The 20,710-nt window shown below is 71.1% G+C and carries 20 protein-coding genes; 13 read left to right on the top strand and 7 right to left on the bottom strand.

Translation table 11 applies throughout. The features are described from left to right. Window positions 1–39 precede the first annotated feature (39 nt). The gene (locus E1288_RS02960; RefSeq protein ID WP_132480247.1) at window positions 40–1,374 is read left to right on the top strand and encodes an MFS transporter; all 1,335 of its coding nucleotides are present in this window, start codon (window positions 40–42) and stop codon (window positions 1,372–1,374) included. Window positions 1,375–1,419: 45 nt separating this feature from the next. Here E1288_RS02960 and E1288_RS02955 read toward each other — a convergent pair whose 3' ends face one another. Together E1288_RS02955 and E1288_RS02950 are read right to left on the bottom strand one after the other, a co-directional pair. Beyond that, a complete protein-coding gene (locus E1288_RS02955) occupies window positions 1,420–2,592 on the bottom strand; it encodes an acyl-CoA dehydrogenase family protein (RefSeq protein ID WP_235883300.1) in 1,173 nt (390 codons plus the stop codon). A 19-nt stretch (window positions 2,593–2,611) separates the two neighbouring features. Further along, the gene (locus tag E1288_RS02950; RefSeq protein WP_132480241.1) at window positions 2,612–3,811 is read right to left on the bottom strand and encodes an SfnB family sulfur acquisition oxidoreductase; all 1,200 of its coding nucleotides are present in this window, start codon (window positions 3,809–3,811) and stop codon (window positions 2,612–2,614) included. Between the two features lie 256 nt (window positions 3,812–4,067). Between E1288_RS02950 and E1288_RS02945 the strand changes: the two genes are divergently transcribed. Together E1288_RS02945 and E1288_RS02940 are read left to right on the top strand one after the other, a co-directional pair. Next, the gene (locus E1288_RS02945; protein ID WP_132480238.1) at window positions 4,068–4,913 is read left to right on the top strand and encodes a metallophosphoesterase family protein; all 846 of its coding nucleotides are present in this window, start codon (window positions 4,068–4,070) and stop codon (window positions 4,911–4,913) included. 5 nt (window positions 4,914–4,918) lie between these two features. Continuing rightward, window positions 4,919–5,557: a 4'-phosphopantetheinyl transferase family protein gene (locus E1288_RS02940; protein WP_235883308.1), complete on the top strand. Its 639-nt coding sequence runs from the start codon at window positions 4,919–4,921 to the stop codon at window positions 5,555–5,557. A 69-nt stretch (window positions 5,558–5,626) separates the two neighbouring features. On the opposite strand, the gene E1288_RS02935 is transcribed toward E1288_RS02940, so the two are convergent. Beyond that, entirely contained in the window at window positions 5,627–6,214 is a 588-nt protein-coding gene (locus E1288_RS02935) for a TetR/AcrR family transcriptional regulator (RefSeq protein ID WP_132480232.1), read from the bottom strand. 137 nt (window positions 6,215–6,351) lie between these two features. Between E1288_RS02935 and E1288_RS02930 the strand changes: the two genes are divergently transcribed. The 3 genes from E1288_RS02930 (at window position 6,352) to E1288_RS02920 (ending at window position 8,736) form a co-directional block, all read left to right on the top strand. Further along, a complete protein-coding gene (locus tag E1288_RS02930; protein ID WP_132480229.1) occupies window positions 6,352–7,140 on the top strand; it encodes an FAD-dependent monooxygenase in 789 nt (262 codons plus the stop codon). Then, window positions 7,125–7,340 (top strand): hypothetical protein, encoded by a 216-nt coding sequence (locus tag E1288_RS48545; RefSeq protein WP_132480226.1) that lies wholly within the window; start codon window positions 7,125–7,127, stop codon window positions 7,338–7,340. The genes E1288_RS02930 and E1288_RS48545 overlap by 16 nt, the downstream gene beginning before the upstream one ends. A gap of 91 nt (window positions 7,341–7,431) precedes the next feature. Continuing rightward, a complete protein-coding gene (locus E1288_RS02920; protein WP_132480223.1) occupies window positions 7,432–8,736 on the top strand; it encodes a flavin monoamine oxidase family protein in 1,305 nt (434 codons plus the stop codon). Between the two features lie 8 nt (window positions 8,737–8,744). Here the strand turns inward: E1288_RS02920 and E1288_RS02915 are convergent, their stop codons facing one another. Continuing rightward, window positions 8,745–8,939 carry a hypothetical protein gene (locus E1288_RS02915; RefSeq protein WP_132480220.1) on the bottom strand — a complete coding sequence of 65 codons (195 nt, stop codon included), beginning with the start codon at window positions 8,937–8,939 and terminating at the stop codon, window positions 8,745–8,747. A 241-nt stretch (window positions 8,940–9,180) separates the two neighbouring features. Here E1288_RS02915 and E1288_RS02910 point away from each other — a divergent pair, with 241 nt between their 5' ends. From E1288_RS02910 to E1288_RS02900, 3 genes are read left to right on the top strand one after another with little or no spacing between them, the layout of a single operon-like run. Next, entirely contained in the window at window positions 9,181–10,050 is an 870-nt protein-coding gene (locus E1288_RS02910; protein WP_132480217.1) for a HalD/BesD family halogenase, read from the top strand. Window positions 10,051–10,085: 35 nt separating this feature from the next. Further along, on the top strand, window positions 10,086–10,916 hold the full coding sequence (locus E1288_RS02905) for a class I SAM-dependent methyltransferase (RefSeq protein WP_132480214.1): 831 nt from the start codon (window positions 10,086–10,088) through the stop codon (window positions 10,914–10,916). Beyond that, a complete protein-coding gene (locus E1288_RS02900; RefSeq protein WP_132480211.1) occupies window positions 10,913–12,715 on the top strand; it encodes a choline/carnitine O-acyltransferase in 1,803 nt (600 codons plus the stop codon). Before E1288_RS02905 ends, E1288_RS02900 begins: the two co-directional genes overlap by 4 nt. On the opposite strand, the gene E1288_RS02895 is transcribed toward E1288_RS02900, so the two are convergent. Together E1288_RS02895 and E1288_RS02890 are read right to left on the bottom strand one after the other, a co-directional pair. Continuing rightward, window positions 12,712–14,019 carry an SLC13 family permease gene (locus E1288_RS02895; protein WP_165967954.1) on the bottom strand — a complete coding sequence of 436 codons (1,308 nt, stop codon included), beginning with the start codon at window positions 14,017–14,019 and terminating at the stop codon, window positions 12,712–12,714. The two genes, E1288_RS02900 and E1288_RS02895, sit on opposite strands and share 4 nt — an antisense overlap. Before the next feature lie 129 nt (window positions 14,020–14,148). Continuing rightward, window positions 14,149–14,913 (bottom strand): IclR family transcriptional regulator, encoded by a 765-nt coding sequence (locus E1288_RS02890; protein ID WP_235883298.1) that lies wholly within the window; start codon window positions 14,911–14,913, stop codon window positions 14,149–14,151. 108 nt (window positions 14,914–15,021) lie between these two features. On the opposite strand from E1288_RS02890, the gene E1288_RS02885 reads away from it, so the two are divergent. From E1288_RS02885 to E1288_RS02875, 3 genes are all read left to right on the top strand, one after another. Further along, complete coding sequence (locus tag E1288_RS02885) at window positions 15,022–16,239, top strand: CaiB/BaiF CoA transferase family protein (protein WP_132480205.1); 1,218 nt, start codon at window positions 15,022–15,024, stop codon at window positions 16,237–16,239. Then, a complete protein-coding gene (locus E1288_RS02880) occupies window positions 16,236–17,006 on the top strand; it encodes an enoyl-CoA hydratase/isomerase family protein (RefSeq protein WP_132480202.1) in 771 nt (256 codons plus the stop codon). The genes E1288_RS02885 and E1288_RS02880 overlap by 4 nt, the downstream gene beginning before the upstream one ends. Window positions 17,007–17,105: 99 nt before the next feature. Then, window positions 17,106–18,380, top strand: a complete 1,275-nt coding sequence (locus E1288_RS02875) for an aminotransferase class I/II-fold pyridoxal phosphate-dependent enzyme (RefSeq protein ID WP_132480199.1) — start codon at window positions 17,106–17,108, stop codon at window positions 18,378–18,380. Here E1288_RS02875 and E1288_RS02870 read toward each other — a convergent pair. Next, complete coding sequence (locus tag E1288_RS02870) at window positions 18,377–19,888, bottom strand: FAD-dependent monooxygenase (protein ID WP_132480196.1); 1,512 nt, start codon at window positions 19,886–19,888, stop codon at window positions 18,377–18,379. The two genes, E1288_RS02875 and E1288_RS02870, sit on opposite strands and share 4 nt — an antisense overlap. Before the next feature lie 71 nt (window positions 19,889–19,959). Here E1288_RS02870 and E1288_RS02865 point away from each other — a divergent pair, with 71 nt between their 5' ends. Then, complete coding sequence (locus E1288_RS02865) at window positions 19,960–20,676, top strand: TetR/AcrR family transcriptional regulator (protein WP_207954140.1); 717 nt, start codon at window positions 19,960–19,962, stop codon at window positions 20,674–20,676. Window positions 20,677–20,710 lie beyond the last annotated feature (34 nt).

The following is a 20,710-nucleotide window of genomic DNA, read 5'->3' as shown; positions in this document are numbered from 1 at the left end:
CGCCCGAACCCGGAAGCACCGCCCCCAGGAGGCAGCAGCATGACCGCGGGTACGCACGTCGATGCGCCCGGAGCCCGTCAGGTGTCGGAGAAGAACGTCCGCACGGTGATCGTGTCCAGCCTGATGGGCACCACCGTGGAGTGGTACGACTTCTTCCTGTACAGCACGGCCGCCGGCCTGGTCTTCGACAAGCTCTTCTTCCCCACCGACAACCCCACCGTGTCGACCGTGCTGGCGTTCGCCACGTTCTTCGTCGGCTTCGTCGCCCGCCCGCTCGGCGGTGTCCTCTTCGGACACATCGGCGACCGGATCGGGCGCAAGCGGACCCTGGTGACCACGATGGTCCTGATGGGCCTGGCCACGGCCGCGATGGGCGCGCTGCCGACGTACGCCGAGATCGGCCTGCTCGCGCCGATCCTGCTGGTGCTGCTGCGCGTGGTGCAGGGCCTGGCGATCGGCGGCGAGTGGGCGGGCGCGGTGCTGATGGCGGTCGAGTACGCGCCGCCGGGCAAGCAGGCCCGCTACGGGGCCTGGCCGCAGGTCGGTCTTGCGCTGGGGCTCGGACTGGGCACCGGGTTGTTCGCCCTGCTCGGCAACCTGCTGGGCGACGAGCAGTTCCTGGGCTACGGCTGGCGGATCGCGTTCGGGCTGAGCATCGTGCTCGTCGTCATCGGGCTGGTGATCCGGTTGAAGGTCGCCGAAACGCCCGCCTTCGAGGAGGTCCGGGCGGCCCGGGACACCTCCAGCGCGCCCTTCCTGGACCTCTTCCGCGACCGCACGGCGCGGCGCAACACGCTGCTCGGCCTGCTCTCCCGCTGGGCCGAGGGCGCGGCTTTCAACACCTGGGCGGTGTTCTTCCTCGCCTACGCGACGTCGACGCTCAAGCTCCCGCGCACCGATGTGCTGGTCGCGGTCATGCTGGCGGCGATCACGCTGGCCGTGCTGCTGCCGGTGTTCGGCCGGCTCGCCGACCGGTGGACGCCGCGCCGGACCTACGCCTTCGGCGCGACGCTGTTCGCGCTGTCGGTCTACCCCGCGTTCCTGGCCTTCCAGACGCGCGACCCGCTGCTGATCGGCCTGGTGATCGTCCTGGTGCTGGGCGTCGTCCACGCGGTCCTCTACGCGCCCCAGGGAACGCTGTACGCGCAGCTGACCCCGGTCCGGCTCCGCTACACCGGGATGTCGTTCGTGTACCAGTTCTCCGGCATCTACGCGTCGGGCCTGACGCCGCTGATCGTCACCGCGCTGCTGGCCGCCGGCGGCGGTTCGCCGTGGTGGGCCTGCGCCTACCTGGCGTTCACCGGCGCAATCGGTGCCGCTGCCACCCTGTCCCTGCGCCCGCGCGACCTGTACTTCGGCCGCTCCGGGTCGTGAGCGCGAAGGCCGGTAAGAACCGGCTTCCGCACTCACGACCACCGGTCACGCCGCGCCGGGCGATCCGGTCGTCCAGGCGAACACCGGGAGGCTGTCGTTGATGGCGTGGTCGCCCACCGCGCGGGCCTTGTAGACCAGCGGGTTGTGCACGGTGAGCGTCCGGGCGTTGCGCCAGTGCCGGTCGAGTAGCTTCTCCTGGCTCACGACCGACGATCCGCCCACGTCGAAGACCTCGGTCACCGCGCGCAGCACCAGATCCGCGATGCCGACCTGCGCCTTGGAGACGTCGACCTCCGCAGCGATGACCTCCGCCCGCGAGCCCTGCAGCGCGCGGCGCACCGAGCCGACCGCGGCCTCCAGCGTCGCCTGCGCGGCGAACGCGGCGCTGTGGATCTTCCCGACGACCTGCTGGACCAGCGGATCGTCCTTGGGCAGCGGCGCGCTCGCGTGGCTGTAGGAGCGACGGCGGTCGCGCACGAACTCGGCCGCGTCGCGAGCGGCGCTCCGCGCGACTCCCACCAGCGCGGCGAGCAACACCAGCTGCGCCAGTGCGGTGTGCACGCCCGGGTCGCGGTCCCAGACCGTCACGTGCGCCGGGTCGACCTCGACATCGGTGAACTCCACGGTGCCCGACGCCGTGGTCCGCTGCCCGAAGCCGTCCCAGTCGTCGCGCTGGACCAGGCCCGCCGCCCGGGCTGGCACCCGCGCCACGACGAGCTCGCCCGGCGCCCGCTCGGCGCGGACGGTGATCCAGTCCGCCAGCAGGCTCCCGGTGGAGTAGAACTTGGTGCCGTTGAGCAGCAGGCGGCCATCCCGCTCGGACAGCGTCGTGTTCGACCGCCCCACCTGGTGGGACTCCCGTTCGCTGATCGCGTTGCCGAACAGGACTCCCCCGGCCACCGCCCGAAGCCACTCGTCCCGCACCGCCGCGGGCGGCTGCCGCAGCTGCTCCTCCACGAACAGGAAGTGCGGTCGTAGCAGCTGCGTCAGGTTGGAATCCGCCTCACCCAGCTCGACGAGCAGCCGGAACAGGTCGTCCAGGCCCGCCCCAGACCCGCCGGACTCCACCGGGACGCGCACCGCGCCGAACCCGGCCTCTCGCAGCCAACGGACCTCCTCGAACGGCAGCCGGCGCCGCCGTTCGCGCTCCACCGCGCCCGCCGCGATCCGGTCGAAGACCGGCCGGAACCGCGCCGCCAGCGCCTCGTAGTCGTGCACCGTCACCCTCCCGTTCCCGTCAGACGATTCCGTTGCGCGGCGGGCGGATCCCGTTCAGCGCGTGGTTCCCGAGGTGCTGGACCTTCCAGCGCCGCGGGTCGTGCAGCGTGTGGGTGCGGGCGTTGCGCCAGTGCCGGTCCAGGTTGCGACCGGTGCGCGCCGCGCGGGCGCCGATGAGCGAGAAGATCTCGCTGGACACCGACACGGCCGCTTCGTCCGCCTGTGCGCGCACGGCGGCCACCGCCACGGAAGCCTCGGCCGCCAGCTCGTCGGCGTCCGCCGCGCCCGCGTCCAGCGCATGCCGCGCGGCGTCGAGCGCGTCGCCGGCTTCGCCCAGCAACGCGCCGGCCGCCCGGACCCGCAGCGCGAGCTCGCCGAAGCGCTGCACCACCAGCGGCTCCTCCGCGGTGCGCTCGACGCCCGCCTCCCACCACGGGCGGCTCAGCTCGCGCACCGCGGCCCCGCCGTCGCGCAGGGCCGCATCGGCGATGCCGACGTCGATCGCGGCGTGCAGGTACTGGCCGAACGCCCCGAAGATCTCGGCTTTCTCGAAGGTCCGGTGGTACGGCACGACCCGGTCCGCCGGCACCAGGACGTCCTCCAGCAGTACCGTTCCGCTGGCCGTCGTGCGCTGCCCGATGCCGTCCCAGTCGTCCACCACCGTCAGGCCGTCGGCGCCGGCCGGCACGAACGCGGCGTTGATCCGCCCGTCCTCGTCGACGGCGAACACCGGGATCCAGTGCGCGAACAGCGCGCCGGTGGTGTAGTTCTTGGTGCCGCTGATGCGGAAATCGCCGGTCGGCTGCTTGATCAGCTTGGTCTCGAAGGCGTGCGCGTTCTTGGCACCGGCCTCGGCGAGCGCATTGCCGAACCGCTTGCCCGCCAGCACTTCCCGGTAGAAGAAGTCCAGCTGCTCCGGCGTCCCGTTGTGCGCGAGCACCCCGAGGAAGAAGAAGTGGTTCTGCGGGATCTGTCCGATGCTGGAATCTCCCGCCGCCAGCAGCCGGAACACCGCGCCCAGCGTCCGGTTCGAGACCTCCGCGCCGCCGTGCGGCTTCGGCACCGTGATCCCCAGCAGGCCGCTCTCGGACAGCTCGTCGAGCTCGTCGGCGGGCAGGATCCGCTGCGCGTCGCGCCGCGAAGCGCCGGCGGCGAACCGCTCGCCCAGCCGGGCGGCGACGGCCAGCGCTTCGGCGTCGCCGGAGATGATGTCGACCATGGAAACCTCGATTCGCGGGGGAAGAACCACCGGCCAGGGCCCGTGACCGGGCCGCCGGTGCGACCGCAGGCACGGCCCTCGATGGCCGGGGCGGGTCGCTCTGCCGCGGACACTACCGGGCGATTCGGCTCGTTCAACCGCGTTTCAAATCCTGGTCGTTCCGAACGAAACCGGCGCGAAACAATAGCGAGATCGGTCCATTGTGGTCGTCCGAATGCGCCTAGCGGTCCGGCCGCGGATCGGTAGGATCCGGATCATGCACAGCACTGGTCGGCTGCTCGCCGTGAGCGACTTGCACGTGGCGTTCCCGGACAACCGGGCGATCGTGGCGGAACTCCGGCCGGAATCCCCGGACGACTGGCTGATCGTGGCCGGGGACGTCGGCGAGTTCGCCGCCGACATCGAGTGGGCGCTGCGGCTGCTCGGCGAGCGCTTCGCCACCGTGATCTGGGTGCCGGGCAACCACGACCTGTGGACCCACCCGAAGGACCCGCTGCAGCTGCGCGGCGAGCAGCGGTACCGGCACCTCGTCGAGCTGTGCCGCGGCCTGGGCGTCCTGACCCCGGAAGACCCGTACCCGGTGTGGACCGGCGACGGCGGCCCGGCGCGGATCGTGCCGATGTTCCTGCTCTACGACTACTCGTTCCGGCCGCCCGGGGCGAAGAACAAGGCCGAAGGGCTCGAGCAGGCCCACGCCAAGGGCGTCGTGTGCAGCGACGAGTACCTGCTGCACCCGGACCCGCACCCGAGCCTGGACGCCTGGTGCCGGGCGAGGGTCGCGGAGACCGAGCGCAGGCTGGCCGAGCTGGACGACGGGCTGCCCACCGTCCTGGTCAACCACTACCCGCTGGTGCGGGAGCCGACGGACGTGCTGCACTACCCCGAGTTCGCGCAGTGGTGCGGCACCGAGCTCACCGCGGACTGGCACCGCCGCCACCGCGCCTCGTGCGTCGTCTACGGGCACCTGCACATCCCGCGGATCACCCGCCACGACGACGTGCCGTTCCACGAGGTCTCCATCGGCTACCCCCGGGAATGGCGCCGCCACGGCCACCCGCACGGCCTGCTCCGCCAGGTGCTCCCGGCGGGGGCCCCGTCTTGATCGGCGTGATCCTCCCGGACGAGGCCCGGTTCGCCGAGGTCTTCGACGATCGCGTCGACGTCGAGCTGTTCCCCGAGGAAGAGACCGTCATCAGCCGCGCGGTCGCCAAGCGCCGCACCGAGTTCGCCACGGTCCGGCACTGCGCGCGCGAGGCGCTCGCCGCGCTTGGGCATCCGCCGAGCCCGATCCTCCCAGGTGAGCGGGGTGCGCCGGGCTGGCCCGGCGGCGTGGTCGGCAGCATGACCCACTGCGCCGGATACCGGGCGGCCGTGGTCGCGCGCGCCGCGGACCTCGCCTCGGTCGGCGTCGACGCGGAGCCCGACGCGCCGCTGCCGGACGGCGTTCTCGAAGCCATCGCCCGCCCGGAGGAACTGGACCACCTGCGGGGCTTGCCGCCGGGGCCGAACTGGGACAGATTGCTGTTCAGCGCCAAGGAATCCGTGTACAAGACGTGGTTCCCGCTCACCCGGACCTGGCTTGACTTCGCGGAGGCGTCCATCGAGCTGCACCCGGACGGCGGCACCTTCCGCGCCCGGCTGCTCGCCGAAAGCCCCGCCGCCGCGGGCCCGCCGCTGCGGGAGTTCCACGGGCGCTGGCTGGCCGCCGGCGGCCTGGTCGTCACCGCGATCGCCCACACCGAGTGAGCGGCGGGATCTGATCGTGCGACGCCCTGGCCTGCGCCGCTGCGCGGCGGCTCGCTGGCGGCGTCGACATCAATCGTGCTCGGTGGCCTGCTTGGCGATCGCGCGGAGTCCGGTGACGAGGTCGTCGGGGGTGGGAGCGTTGTCCGGGTCCAGCAACCACTGGATCACCACACCGACCTGCATCGCGTAGTAGAGCGCCCCGACTGTCCTGGCCTGCTCCTCGTCAACGGTGTTCTCGTCGACCGCGTCGAACATGGCGACGTTCCCGGTACGCGCATCGCGCATCCCCTGCCGCAACATGTCGCGAATCTCCGGTACGTGATCCACCTGCGCCATCATGTCCATCGATGCGGCCCAGAGAGCGCGGTCCGCGCTGATCCCTTCGACCGTGCGCCGCCAGACGTCGGCGAAGCGCTCCAGGTAGGTCTGCTCAGAAGTGGCATCTGCGCGCAGCCTCTCCTGCGCCTGGTCGCTCCACTGCTCGATCGAGGCGAACACCGCCTGGTTGAGCAGGTTCCGGACGCCGCCGTAGTGGTAGCCGATCGCGGCGAGGCTGGTGCCGGCGATCTCCGTGATGTCCCGCGCGGTGGTGCGCGCGTAGCCCTTGGTGCGCAGGCACTCCAGGGCGGCGGCCAGCAGGTCCTCGCGATTACCCATGACAGACAGTCTATCCCACTCCTAATACGAACGTCTTGCACATCTGTATTGCACAACTGTCTCATCCGGCTGTACGGTCGGGTGCATCACTTGGGGGCGAGGCCGGTTCTCCCGGCGCTCCAACGGAAAGGCGAAAGATGACCAAGAGGGTGTTGATCTCCGGGGCGAGCATCGCCGGCCCCGCGCTGGCACACTGGCTGCACCGCTACGGGTTCACCGTGACGGTGGTGGAGCGGGCACCGCAGCTACGCCCCGGTGGCCAGGCCGTGGACCTTCGCGGTGTCGGCAAGGAGGTCGTCCGGCGGATGGGCCTGGACAAGCAGGTCCGCGCGGCCTGCACGGACACCCGCGGAATGTCGTTCGTGAGCAGGGACAACAAGGTCCGCGCGCAGCTTCGCGCGGACATGTTCGGCGGCGACGGCATGGTCGCCGAGATCGAGATCCTGCGCGGCGATCTCGCCGCGGTGCTCTACGAGGCGACCAGGCACCACGTCGACTATCGATTCGGCGACACGATCGACGGCGTTGAGCAGACCCGGGACGGGGTCGTGGCCGCTTTCGCCAGTGGGCACACCGAGGCGTTCGATGTAGTGGTCGGAGCGGACGGGCTGCACTCCGGGCTTCGCTCGCTGGTGTTCGGCCCGGAATCGCGGTACCTGCGCGATCTCGGCTACCTGCTCGCGTTCTTCACCGTGCCGAACCACCTCGATCTCGACCACTGGATGGTCAGCTACGCCGAGCCGAACTGCTCGGCCACGATCCGCAGCATCCGGGACAACCACGCGGCGATGGCGATGCTGAGCATCCCCGGCGACCGCTCCGACTACGACCACCGCGACACCGCCGGGCAGAAGGCGTTGCTGCGCAAGCACATGCGGCACATGCAGCCTTCGCCGAGTACGAGAAGAAGATGCGCGACTACGTGATCGCGAACCAGAAAATGGGCGCGGACAACGCGAAGCGCGTCGCCGCGCGCAGCCGCTTCGCCGTCTGGGCGCAGTACCAGATGATCCGAATGCTGCCCTACGTCCCGGGCAAGGCGCTGATGATGCGGAAGATGCTCCAGGTGATCAACGGCATCGACTTGCCCGATTACAGCCAGTTGCGGCAGTTGAAGATGGTGTAGCGGCAGGCCGGACTCCGCGGCCGCGGCCGCAGGCCGCCCCTGCCAAGAGCGCTCGATCGGTGGATCGAGGCATCGGCGTGCACGCACCAGAATGCGCAGCATGGAGTCCTACGACGTGGTCATCGTCGGTGCCGGGTTCGCCGGGCTGACCGCCGCTCGCGAGCTGTCGCGGCGCGGCCGCTCGGTGGCGGTGCTCGAAGCACGCGACCGCATCGGCGGTCGCACCTGGACCGATGAGCGGCTCGGCCGCCGCCTGGAGATGGGCGGCACCTGGGTGCACTGGCTGCAGCCGCACACGTGGAGCGAGATCACCCGCTACGGCCAGGCCGTCGAGCAGAGCCCGAGCTCGGAGGAGGTGTACTGGATCGCCGACGGCGCGGTGCACCGGGGCAGTCCCGCGGAGTTCGACGCGCTGATCGAACGCGGCATGGACCGGCTCGCCGCGGACAGCCGCACCTGGTTCCCGCTCCCCTACGAGCCGCTGCTGCGCGAGGACCTGGACCGCATCGACCACCAGTCGGTCGCCGACTACTTCGGCAGGCTCGACCTCCCGCCCGCCGAGCGCGAGGTGAACACCGGCGTCTGGGCGGAGCACTTCAACGGCCCCGCCTCGGTTTCCGGGCTCAGCCAGGCCATGCGGTGGTGCGCGGCGGCGTCGGGCGACTGGCGGCTGCTGCACGAGGCGACCTCGGGATACCGGCTCGTCGAGGGCACCGCCTCGCTGGCGGCGGCGATGGCGGCCGACAGCGATGCCGACGTCCGGCTCGGCACGATCGTCACCGCCATCGCCCAGGACGACGGCGGCGCGACGATCACCACGGCCGGCGGCACCCGACTCGCGGCCCGGCAGGTGATCTGCACGCTGCCGCTGAACGTGCTGGCCACCATCGACTTCCGGCCCGCGCTCCCGGCGGCCAAGCTGGCGGCGAGCGCCGAGCGCACCGCGTCGCAGGGACTGAAGACCTGGATCCGGGTGCGCGGCGACGTCCCGCCGTTCACCGGCTACGCGCCGGACGACCACGACCTCACCTTCGTCCGCCCGGAGTACGCGGTCGACGGCGACACCGTCCTCGTCGCCTTCGGCACCCGCGCCCACGACCTCGATCCCACCGACAAGGCGGGCGTCGCCCGCGCGCTCGCCGCGTGGCGGCCGGACCTGGAGGTCGTCGACGTCGCCGGGCACAACTGGATGACCGACGAGTTCTCCCGGGAAACCTGGCCCATGCAGCGCCCGGGACAGCTCACGAAGTACCTGGCCGCCCTGCAACGGCCGCACGGCGCGGTCCGCTTCGCGGGCTCCGACCTCGCCACCGGCTGGGCGGGCTTCATCGACGGCGCGGTGGAATCCGGCCTCCGGGCCGCCCGGGAGGTCGCCACCGCACTGCGCGGTTCCTGAGCCACCGGTCAGCTCCGCGGCAGCGGGATGTGCGCGCTCTGGCGGCCCTGCGGGCCGTTCTCGACGAAGTCGGCGGCGAAGCGCATGCCCTCCTGGTACGCCTCGACCCGCGCGCGGCCGATCTCGGCCTCGATCTGCTCGGGATGCAGTTCGTCGGCCAGTGAACGCACCTCGGCGAGCCGCCGACTGGTCTCGTCGTCCATACCAGTACCGCCCTTCCTCGTCGGGTCCTCCTGATCCTCTCGGCTTCCGGCGAGTTCTGCACGATCGAGTGGCGGTCGGCGCCCGGATCGGCCGCGCACTATGGCCACCGTCACTGCCCCGGCGGCGAACTCGGCAGTAACCGCGATGATCATCCGTCGTTGATCACGGTAGTGCAGGCGCGATCAACGTCGATCGCCCCGAATCCGGCGTTGGCGAGCTTTGCACGTGGAGGGGAACTTCATGAGCGCAGCGGAAGTCGAGCTTGTGGAGCAGTTGGTGGACACGGCGCGCTACCCGCTGTCGGACCCGGCGAGCGCCGCCTGGCGGGATGCCGTCCACCGGGCCCGGCACGACCTGCGGGAAGACGGCTGCAGCGTGCTGCCCGATTTCATCCGCCCGTCGCGGCAGGAGGAGCTGCGGCGGGAAGGCGCGAAGATCGCGCCGCTGGCGCACTACGACGTCGAGGTCGTCAACGCCTACAACATCGACACGAACACCGAGCTGCCGGCGGACCACCCGGCCCGCACCACGATGACGCGCGGCAACGCGTTCGTGGCCCGCGACCAGATCCCACCGCGCTCGATCATCCACCGGCTCTACACCAGCTCGCTGTTCAAGCGCTTCATCGCCGAGTGCGTCGAGCTGCCCGCCGTCCACGAGCTGGCCGATCCGCTGGCCGGGCTCTGCCTCAACGTGGTGCGGCCCGGTATGGACCACCCGTGGCATTTCGACACCAACGAGTTCGCGGTCAGCATGCTCACCCAGGAGCCGGAGGCCGGCGGGATCTTCGAGTACTGCGCGAACATCCGGTCCGCCCGCTCGGAGAACTTCGCCGACGTCCGGGCGGTGCTGGCCGGGGACGGCGAGCGGCTGATCCGGCGGCTGGCGCTGCGCCCCGGCGATCTCCAGCTGTTCAAGGGCCGCTTCTCGCTGCACCGCGTGACCACCGTGCAGGGCCGCGAGCAGCGCCATTCCTCCATCTTCGCCTACAGCGAGCGGCCCGGCGTGATCGGCAGCGTCGCCCGGACCAAGCAGATCTTCGGCCGGGTCCTGCCGGAACACCTGGCCGCCGAGGGCCGCGCGGTGCGGGGCGATCGGCTGCTGGACTGACGAGTCGACCGGTCGAGCAAGGAGGAGCACCGTCCGTGCAGTTCGATGCCACCGGCAAGGTTTCGCTCGAGCAGATCTACACCCGACCCGATCCGCGCGCCTACTTCACCACCCTGCGCGAACTCGACTACTGCATCCCGCAGCTGGCCAAGCCCTACTTCCTGAAGCTGATCCAGGAATACCGCGAGGCGACCGGCATCGAGGTGCCGACCGTCCTGGACCTCGGCTGCTCCTACGGCGTCAACGCCGCCCTGCTGCGGTGCGACGCGACCATCGACGAGCTCTACGAGCACTACGGCGACGCCGATGCCCGCGCAGCCGACCGGGACCGGCTGCTGGCCCGCGACCGGGCCTGGGTCCGCTCGCGCGGTCAGCTCGCCCGCACCCGGTTCGTCGGCCTGGACAGCTCGGAACCGGCACTTTCGTACGCGCTCGCGGCCGGGTTCATCGACCACGCGGTGCACGCCGACCTGGAGAACCACGACCCCACCGCCGCGCAACGCGAGCTGCTGGCCGAGGTGGACCTGGTCATCTCGACGGGGTGCATCGGCTACGTCGGCGAACGCACCCTCGGCCGGATCGCCGAGGCGGGAAGGCGGCCGTGGATGGCGCATTTCGTGCTGCGGATGTTCCCCTTCGACCCGATCGCGCGCCGACTGGCAGACTCGGGTTACGAAACCGTGCCGATGCCCGGCGTCTTCAAGCAGCGCCGGTTCATCTCCGAGCAGGAGCAGTCGTTGGTCCTGGAAACGCTCTCGACCGCCGGGGTCGAGCCGCGGGGCAGGGAGGCCGACGGCTGGTTCTACGCCGAGCTCCACCTCTCCCAGCCGCGAGAACACCGAGCGATCCAGCGAAGTCGAGGATGACATTGAACAGCAGTGAGACGTGGTCGACCAGCACCTTCGGCAACGAGGACCGGCTGCCCCGGGTGCCGCTGCCGACCCTGGCGGAAAGCTGCGAGCGGTTCGTCGAGTGGTGCGCGCCGCTGCTCGGCGCGGACGAGCTGGCCGCCACCGAGGCGGCGGTTCGGGTGTTCCAGAGCCCCGGCAGCCCGGCCCACGCCCTGCAGGCGGCGCTCGAACGCTACGACGCCGAGGAAGGCGTGCGCAGCTGGCTCGACACCTTCTGGCCGTACCGGTACCTGGGCCGCCGCGACCGGATCGCGCTGAACGCCAACTTCTTCTTCCTGTTCCGGGAATCCGCGCAGGAGCAGGTCGAGCGGGCGGCCGGCCTCATCGCCGCGGCGATCGACTACAAGCAGCTGCTCGACGCGGAGGCGATCCCGCCGGTCGTCCAACGTGGACAGCCGCATTCGATGGAGCAGCAGAAGTTCCTGTTCTCCACCACCCGGATCCCCGGCGAGGTGCAGGACTCGGTGCGCGCGCCGTACTCCGCGGAATGGCCCGGGCCCTCCGATGCCCGCCACATCGCGGTGTTCTACCGCGGCAACCTGTTCCGCATGCAGGTGCTCAGCCCGGAGGGCCGGCCGCACACGCCGGAGGATCTCGCGGCGGGCCTGCAGGCGATCATGAAGGCCGGCGCGACGCGAGCCGCGAAGGACACCTCCGTCGGGCACCTCACCACCAAGGCGCGAGCGGAGTGGGCCGCCAGCCGGGAAGCGCTGCTGGCCGCCGATCCGGGCAACGCCGCGGCGCTGGATGAGATCGAGACCGCGCTGTTCTGCCTGTGCCTCGAGGACTTCACGCCCGAGAACACGCTGGACGCATGCGACCACCTGCTGCACGGCGACAGCGGCAGCCGGTGGTTCGACAAGGCCGTGTCGCTGATCGTCTTCGCCGACGGCACCGCCGGTATCAACGTGGAGCACTGCGGCCTGGACGGCACCACGATCCTCAACTTCGTCGACACGTTGCTCCAGCACGAACCGGAAGCGGGTCGGGCGGCGCAGGGCCTTCCCGCCGTGGATCCGATCGAGTTCGTGCTCGACGCCGACCTGCGCGCCGACGTCCAATCCGCGGCTGAGGCGTTCGCGGAGTACGCCGACAACACCGCGACCACCACGCTGTCGTTCGAGGACTTCGGGGCGAACCGGGCCAAACAGCTGGGCATGTCGCCCGATGCGTTCGTGCAGATGGCGTACCAGCTGGCCCACAAGCGCTCCAAGGGCCTGACCGGCGCCACCTACGAGTCCATCGCCACCCGCCAGTTCCAGAACGGGCGCACCGAGGCCATGCGCGTCGTCACGCCCGAGGTCCTGCGGTTCGTCGCGACGATGGACGATCCCGGTGCGGACGCGGAGACGCGGCGCGCGGCGTTCCGTGCCGCCGCGGAGAAGCACGTGGCACGGGCGAAGGAGTGCCAGGCGGGGCAGGCGCCCGAGCAGCACCTGTGGGAGCTGCAGCTCATCCAGCGGCGGCGGGGCGCGGAGCTGGGCGCGACCGAGCCGCTGGACCTGTACGAGACGCCGGGCTGGCTGAAGATGCGCGACGACTACCTGAGCACGAGCTCGGCGCCGTCGACGAACATCCAGTACTTCGGTTTCGGTTCGACCAGCAGCCAGTGCATCGGCGTCGCGTACGTGCTGCTCCCGGATCGCTTCAACCTCTACCTGAGCACGCCGGAGCCGGTGGCCGGCGAGATGTACTCGTTCGCCGAGCACCTCACCCGGGCGGTCCGCGAGCTCCAGGAACTCCTCGCCGACTAGGCGAGCATTCCGGGCAGGACCAGAAAGGCGCAGGTGACGACCGGACCGACCAGGACCATCGAGAATCCCCAGCGGAAGAAGAACTTCCGCATCGCCGCGCGGATCCGCTCCGGGCCCGAGGCCACCACGGTGGCGCCGATGGTGGACATCGGATTGATGTCCACCAGGGACGACGACAGCGCCAGCGCGCAGATCACCCCGGCCGCCGGCACCCCGCCGGCGGCCACCAGCGGCAGCGCGAGCGGGATGATGATCGCCAGCAGCGCGGTCGTGGAGCCGAACGCCGAGATCAGCCCGCCGCACAGGCAGAGGATGAACGCCGCCAGCAGCGGGCTGGGGATCGCCGCGCCGACCTCGGCGACGAGCTGGACGGCGCCCATGCCGTCCAGCACGCCGACGTAGGTGGCGATGCCGCCGACGAGCAGGATCGTGGACCAGTCGATCTCCTTGACCGCCTGCGCCGTCTCCTTGGTGAAGCACAGCGCCAGGACGACGCCCAGACCCAGCGCGACCGCGCCGACGTTCACCTCGAGGCCGGCGGCCGTCAGCACGACCACGAGCACGACCAGCAGCGCCAGCGTCACGATCGTCAGCCGCTGGAACACCGAGAGCCGGGTCGCGGTGCCGGTCCTGGTCAGCAGCGCCGTTTCCCCCGCGCCACCACCGGAACCCGGCACGGCGTCGGGCTCCTCATCGGGCGCCGCCTCGGCCACGAGCGCGCGCCGGAACAGGACGGATCCGGCGGCGAAGAGCACCACGTTGATCCCGATCGCCGCGCCGAACAGCAGCAGCGGATTCACCTCGATCCCGCTGCGCCCGGCGATGCTCGTCGTGATGAGGCCGAACAGGCTGATCGGCGCGAACGACCCGGCCGAGCCGCCGGTGGCCATCGCCAGGCCCATCACCACCGGGCTCAGCCCGTTGCGGCCGGCGAACGACAGCCCGATCGGGATGAGCACGACCGCCGCCAGCGGCGATCCGAAGCTGGCGACCGCGAGGGAGAGGGCGAAGAACAGCGCGGGCAGCAGCGCGACCCGGTTGCCGGTCGCGCGGACCAGCCTGTCGATCATCCAGTCGAGGGCGCCGTTGCTGCGCGCGATGCCGAAGAGATAGGTGACGCCGAGCAGCAGGAGCATGATGTCGACGGGGAAGCCGCTGAGCACGTCGTCCAGCGACGCGCCGCCCAGGGTCGTGCCGACGCCGAGCGCCGCGGCCAGGGCGAGGACTCCCATGTGGACCGGTCGCACGGTCGCGACCAGGAACGCCACCGCCAACACGAGCAAAGCCAGCACCTGCGACGCCATTTCGCTCCCCGTCGAGCCCGGACCGCATCGTGGTCCACCTGACTGCATTGTGGTCCACGGCACCGTAGGGTCGTGCTCCCGGGCACGTCAAGGTGCGATGCCGGAATTCGTTGGCGCGGCGGCGATCCGCTACGGCAGCGGGGCGACCGGCGACGAGAGCCCTTGGGAGATGCGGAAAGCCGTGTCGCGGACCTGCCGGCCGACGGTCGCGTAGCGGTTGCGCGTGAGCCGCACCTTGGGCGCGGACACCGACAGCGAGCCGACCGCACCCGCGCCGGGCGGGCAGATGGCGGCGCCGATGGCCACGATGCCGGGCTGGTGCTCCTCCTCGTTCACGGCGTAGCCCTGCCCGCGGATGGTCGCCAGCTGGGCCAGCAGCGCATCGGGATCGACGATCGTGCGATCGGTGACCCTGGACAGGTATTTCGCCAGGTAGTCGGCGACGTCGTCATCCGGCATCGCGGCCAGCACGGCCTTGCCGTTGGACGTGGCGTGCAACGGCGAGCGGAGGCCCAGCGAGTAGAACGTGCGCAGCTGGTGGGCGCTGTCGAGGCGCTCGATGAGCACCACCTCGTTGCCGTCCGGCACCATCAGGTGCACCGTTTCGCCGGTGGCCGCCTGGAGTTCGCTGAGCAGCGGCAACGCCACCGACCGCAGATCCCGGTCGTTGGCGGCCTGGCTGCCCACCGAGAACGCCCGGCCGGTGATCGTCCAGCGGCGCAGCTCGTGCCCGGCGGGTTTGATCCACCCCGCCTCGTGCAATGTGGTCAGGCAGCGCTGGACGGTGGTCTTCGGCAACCCCAACCGCTGGGTCAGGTCGCTGAGCCCGGCGGGCTGGTTCTCGGCCACCGCTTCCAGGACGCGGAGGGCGTTCTTGACGCTCTGCATGGACATGATCCACCTCTTGACGCGATGTGCGGCGCATCGTAGCGTCCAGATCCGTTCAGTCCACTTTACGGATCGATGGACCACATCGTGGACCGAAGGACCGGAGGTCGCCCCATGACGCACGCGCCGCTGACCGGGATCCGGGTGATCGACCTGACTCGCGTGCTCGCCGGTCCGATGTGCACCACCCTGCTGGCCGACCTCGGCGCCGAGGTGATCAAGGTGGAGCCGGTGCCGCACGGCGACGGCGCCCGCGCGTTCGGCCCGTTCGATGGGGACCGGAGCCAGTACTTCGCCGCGGTCAACCGGAACAAGCGCTCCCTCGCGCTGGACCTGCGCAGCCCGGAGGGCCAGGACGTCCTGGCCCGGCTGGTCGCCGATGCGGACGTGCTGGTGGAGAACTTCCGGCCGGGCGTGCTCGCGAAACTCGGCCTGGATCCCGCGCGGCTGCGGGTGGAGCACCCTCGACTGGTGATCGCCAGCATCAGCGGATACGGGCCGACCGGACCGGAACGGGAAACGCCCGGGCTCGACCAGATCGCGCAGGGCATGTCGGGCCTGATGTCGGTCACCGGCGCCGGTGCGGAGACCCCGATGCGCGTCGGGGTGCCGATCATCGACACGATCACCGGGATCGTGGCGGCCCTCTCGGTCGCGGCGGCCGTCGCCGGGCGGGAACGCACCGGGGACGGCGCCCACGTGCAGACCTCGCTGCTGGAATCGGCGCTGGCGGCGCTGACCTTCCACGCGCAGGGCTACCTCAGCACCGGCGAGGTCCCACAACCGCAGGGCAACGACCACCCGGTGATCAGCCCGTACGGGATGTTCGACACCGCCGACTCCCCCATCAACATCGCCGCCGGATCGCCACGCCAGTGGGAGGCGCTCTGCGCCGCGCTCGGCGACCCGGCCCTGGCCGAGCGCCCGGAGTACGCCGACGCCGCGAGCCGCGTCGAGCACCGCGCCGCGCTGCGGGCCGATCTCGAACGACTGCTCCGCGCCGAGGGTTCCGCGCACTGGGTGGCGGCGCTGCGCGAAGCCGGCATCCCCTGCGGACCCGTGCACCGGATGGATCAGGTCTTCGCCGACCCGCAGGTGCAGGCGCTCGGTATGGTGCAGCAGGTCATGTCGGCGGCCGGAGCCTCGATGCCGTTGCTGCGCGCGCCGATCTGGATCGACGACCAGCCCGCCGCGGTGCACTCCCCACCACCGGAGTTCGGCGAGCACTCCGCGGCGGTCCTGGCCCAGCTGTTCAACGAAGACGAGATCGAGGATCTGGACCGCCGCGGCATCACTCACCTGCCGACGACCACGGGAGCGACCAAGCGATGAACGACCTCACACCGGGCCGGCTGGACCTGCACATCGCCGAGCACATCGCCTGGATCACCATCGACAACCCGGGCAGGCGCAACGCCATGAGCGCGAGCATGTGGCGGCAGGTCCCCGACCTGCTGACCAAGGTCGCCGACGATCCCGCCGTCCGGGTCGTCGTGCTCACCGGCGCGGGCGACGCGTTCTGCGCCGGCGCGAACATCAATGAACTGGACGAGATCGAGGGCGGCCGAGAGGAGAGCGTGACGGTGACAGCCGAGCGGGCGCTGCTCACCTGCCCGCTACCGACGATCGCGCTGATCAACGGGCTCTGCATCGGCGGCGGCTGCCAGCTCGCCGCCGCCTGCGACATCCGCATCGCCGACACCGGCGCCGCCTTCGGCATCACCCCGGCCAAGCTCGGCATCGTCTACCCCGCCTCCAGCGTCGCCCGGCTCACCGAGCTCGTCGGGCCGGCGAACGCGAAACTGCTGCTGTTCTCCGCGGACTTCTTCGACGCCGCACGCGCGCTCCAGATGCGACTGGTCGACGAGATCACCGACGACGCCCGCGGCCGCGCGATCGCCCTCGCGACGACCATCGCCAGGCGCTCCCAGCTGACGGTCCGGGCATCCAAGCAGCTCATCGACATGGCCAGCCGAGGCGAGTCGATCGACGAACGCCGCCAGCACTGGCAGGACCTGTCCACTGAAAGCGGCGAGAGCACCGAAGGGATCAACGCCTTCCTCCAGCGCCGCCCGCCGGAGTTCCCGTACCGCGGCTGACCACAGTGGACACCAGCCGTTCCCGACGGCGCGGGCGGGATCGCCGATGCGGCGACCTGTAGGCTTCCCGCAGGTCGCCGCACGCGAAGGGAACGCACGATGCCCGTTGGTACGAACGCCGAGACAACCTCCACACTGGCCGAAACCGCCCGCCGCGATTACCGCGAACTGGTGGACGCCGGCCTGTCGTTCGACCTGACCCGCGGCAAGCCCTCGCCCGAGCAGCTCGACCTGGCGGCCGGCCTGCAGGAGCTGCCCGGCGCCGGCCGGCCCACCGCCGCGGACGGCACCGACTGCCGGAACTACGGTGGCCTGCAGGGCCTGCCGGAGATGCGGGCGCTGTTCGCGGACTTCCTCCAGGTGCCGGTGGAGCAGCTGCTGGCCGCGGGCAACTCCAGCCTGGAGCTGATGCACGACTGCCTGGTGCACGCGCTGCTGAGCGTCCTGCCGGGCGCCGAGTCGCGCTGGGCCGGCCAGGAGCGCATCGCCTTCCTGTGCCCGGTTCCCGGCTACGACCGGCATTTCTCCCTCTGCGCGCGCTTCGGCATCGAGATGATCCCGGTCGCGATGACCGCCAACGGGCCCGACATGTCCGAAGTGGAGCGGCTGGTCGCCGAGGACCCGGCGATCAAGGGCATCTGGTGCGTGCCGAAGTACAGCAACCCGGACGGCACCTGCTACTCGGACGAGACGGTGCGGCGGCTGGCCGGGATGCGCACGGCCGCCCCGGACTTCCGGATCTTCTGGGACAACGCCTACGCGGTGCACCACCTCACCGACGAGCGGGTGGAGATCGCCGACCTGCTCGCGGCCTGCGCCGAGGCCGGGAACCCGGACCGGGCCTTCGTCTTCGGCTCGACCTCCAAGATCACCTGGGCCGGGGCCGGCGTCGCGTTCTTCGGCTCCTCGCCGGCCAACCGCGACTGGCTGCTGGCCAACAACTCGAAGCGCTCGATCGGCCCGGACAAGGTCAACCAGCTCCGGCACGTGCTGTTCCTCGAGGACGCCGACGGGGTGCGCGCCCACATGGACCGCCACCGCGCGCTGCTGCAGCCCAAGTTCGAGGCGGTGCTGCGCATCTTCGACGAGGAGCTCGGCGGCACGGGCCTGGCCGAGTGGACGTCCCCGAAGGGCGGGTACTTCATCTCGCTGCGGGTGCCCGACGGCTGCGCCAAGGAGGTCGTGCGCCTGGCGGGCGAGGCCGGGATCGCGCTGACCCCGGCCGGTGCCACCCACCCGCACGGCGTCGATCCGGACGACGCAGTCATCCGGATCGCCCCCAGCTACCCCGGGCGTCAGGAGCTGGAGCAGGCGATCCGCGGCCTCACCACCTGCGTCCGCCTCGCCGGGTACGAGAAGCGCCTGGCCGGCTAACGACCGGTGACCGCGGCGAACGCCTTCCGCAGCGTCGCGGGATCCGCGCTTCCTGGTGCGCGCCAGGCGATGAAACCGTCTGGCCGCACCAGGAGTGCGCCGTCGTGGTCGACGTTCACCGAGGACACCCAATCCTCGTCTAGCTGCACGGCCTTCAGCCCGATCTCGCGCGCCGCCTCGGCCCAGTGACCGCCTCCGGGGCCGGTCAGCACCGCGAAGCGGGATTCGATCACGTCCAAGGTGGACACGATCCCGTCCACCCAGCGGTGCGGCAGCCGCGAGCCGGGCGCGCCGTCGAGGCTCGCGGCGACGTCCTCTGTGGACGGCACATCGACCACCGGGTCGATCACCGCCGAAGAGTCGTACCGGTAGGCCATGGTCACCACCGGCGCGTTCCACATCCCGACCGCGGCACGCTCCGCGGCCGCCGCCGGGTCCCAGTGCAGACGCGGGTTCTCCCAGCGCAGCAGCGCCTGCCGGGTCACCAGCTCGGCGACGGCGTGGCGCTCCTCGTGGTAGCTGTCCAGCAACCGGTCACCCGCCTGCCCGGCCAGCACCATGCCCAGCTTCCACGCGAGGTTGTGCGCGTCCGCCAGCCCGGTGTTCAGCCCCAAGGCCCCGAGCGGCGAGATCGCCCGCGCCGCGTCGCCGACCAGGAAAGCGCGGCCGGACCGGAATTCATCCGCCATCCGCACCGTCGCCCGCCACGGCAACGCGTTGACGATCTCCACCGGCACGTCCGCGCCGAGCGCGGTGCGCACCGCCGCGGCGCACCGTTGTGCGGAGAGGTCGCCGACCGAGTCCAGCCCGACGTGCAGCACCCAGCGCTTCTCGCCGACGGACAGCAGCATTCCCGGGGCGTCCGGATGGCTGATCTGGACCATGACCGGCATCGAACCGAAGTGGCCCACCAGGTCGGCGTTGAACAGGATGTTCACGGTGGTGTCACCGATTTCGCCCGGGCCCGTGGCGGTGATCCCCAGCGCGTCGCGCACCGAACTGTTCACGCCGTCCGCGCCCACCAGGTAGTCGGCCTGGATCACGCGCCCATCTGAAAGCGTCGCCGACACCCCGTCGGCATCCTGCTCGACTCCGGTCACGGCCACGCCGAATTCGACGGTCGCCCCGAGTTCCCGGGCCGCCGGGAGGAGCGCGCCGTCGAGCCGGTCCTGCGGGTAGTGCCCATTCGGCATTTCCGGCGAGATATCGGGGGCTATCGGCGACTGCGAGGGGTGCGGTGCCTGGCCGCGGTCGATCTCGGCGGCCGTGCGCGCGTCCGCCTTCCACATCTCCGTCGACCGGACGGCGACCTCGTCGATCGCTTCGCGCAGCCCGGCCTCGCGGAAGAACTCCAGCGTGCGCGGGCTGATCCCGAGCGCGCGGGGGTGGTTGGACGGCGCGGCGCGGCGCTCGACGACCAGCGACGGAACGCCGTGGTGGCCGAGGAACACCGCAGTGGCCAGGCCGACGGTGCCGCCGCCGGCGATGAGGACCGGAATCCTGGACATGAGAGCCTCCTCGAATTTGGGAACACTGTGCCCACTTTGGGCACACTGTACCCGATGCGTACACTGTGCCCATGTCCGCTCGATCACAGCCCGCGGCCCTGGTCTGGATGCGCGACCGGGAGCGCGGCAGCCGTCCGGCGCTCAGCGAGGAGCAGATCGTCCGCACGGCGATCCGGCTCGCCGACGCCGAAGGCATCGACGCGCTGTCCATGCGGCGGATCGCGGCCGAGATGGGCTCCGGCACCACCTCGCTGTACCGCCACATCACCAACAAGGACGAGCTCATCGAGCTGATGATCGACGCGGTGTACGGCGAAATGCCGCTGCCGGAAGGGCACGGCGAGGACTGGCTCGCCGAGCTGGCCGCCTGCGCCCGGATCTTCCGCGCCGGGCTGCTGGAGCACCCCTGGCTGGCGCAACAGGCCGCCCGGTGCCCTGCGCTCGGCCCGAACGTGATCAGGCGGGGCGATCACACGCTCGGCGTGGTGGGCCGGGCGACCGACGACGCGACGCAGGCGGGCATGGTCGTCGACGCCGTCAACACCTTCGTGCTCGGCTCGGTGGCCGCGGAGCTGGCCGAGCTGGAGGCGCGGCGCACAACGGGCATGACGGTCGACGAATGGCGGAACGCGGTCGGCGTCTACGTGCGACAGGTGGTCGAGTCCGGCGAGTTCCCCCACTTCAACCGCGGAATCCTGGAGTCCGGCGACCCCGATCCCGACGCCCGCTTCGAGTTCGGCCTCGGCTGCCTGCTCGCCGGCATCGCCGCCGCGCTCGGCCGCCCGTGAACAGCGGAACTCCCGCCCCGGCGGGGCGGGAGTT

Origin of the sequence: Saccharopolyspora elongata, assembly GCF_004348985.1 — a bacterium.
GTDB classification, from domain to species: domain Bacteria; phylum Actinomycetota; class Actinomycetes; order Mycobacteriales; family Pseudonocardiaceae; genus Saccharopolyspora; species Saccharopolyspora elongata.
The sequence above is the reverse complement of the archived record's forward strand: the minus strand, read 5'-3'. Positions and strand labels throughout refer to the sequence as shown.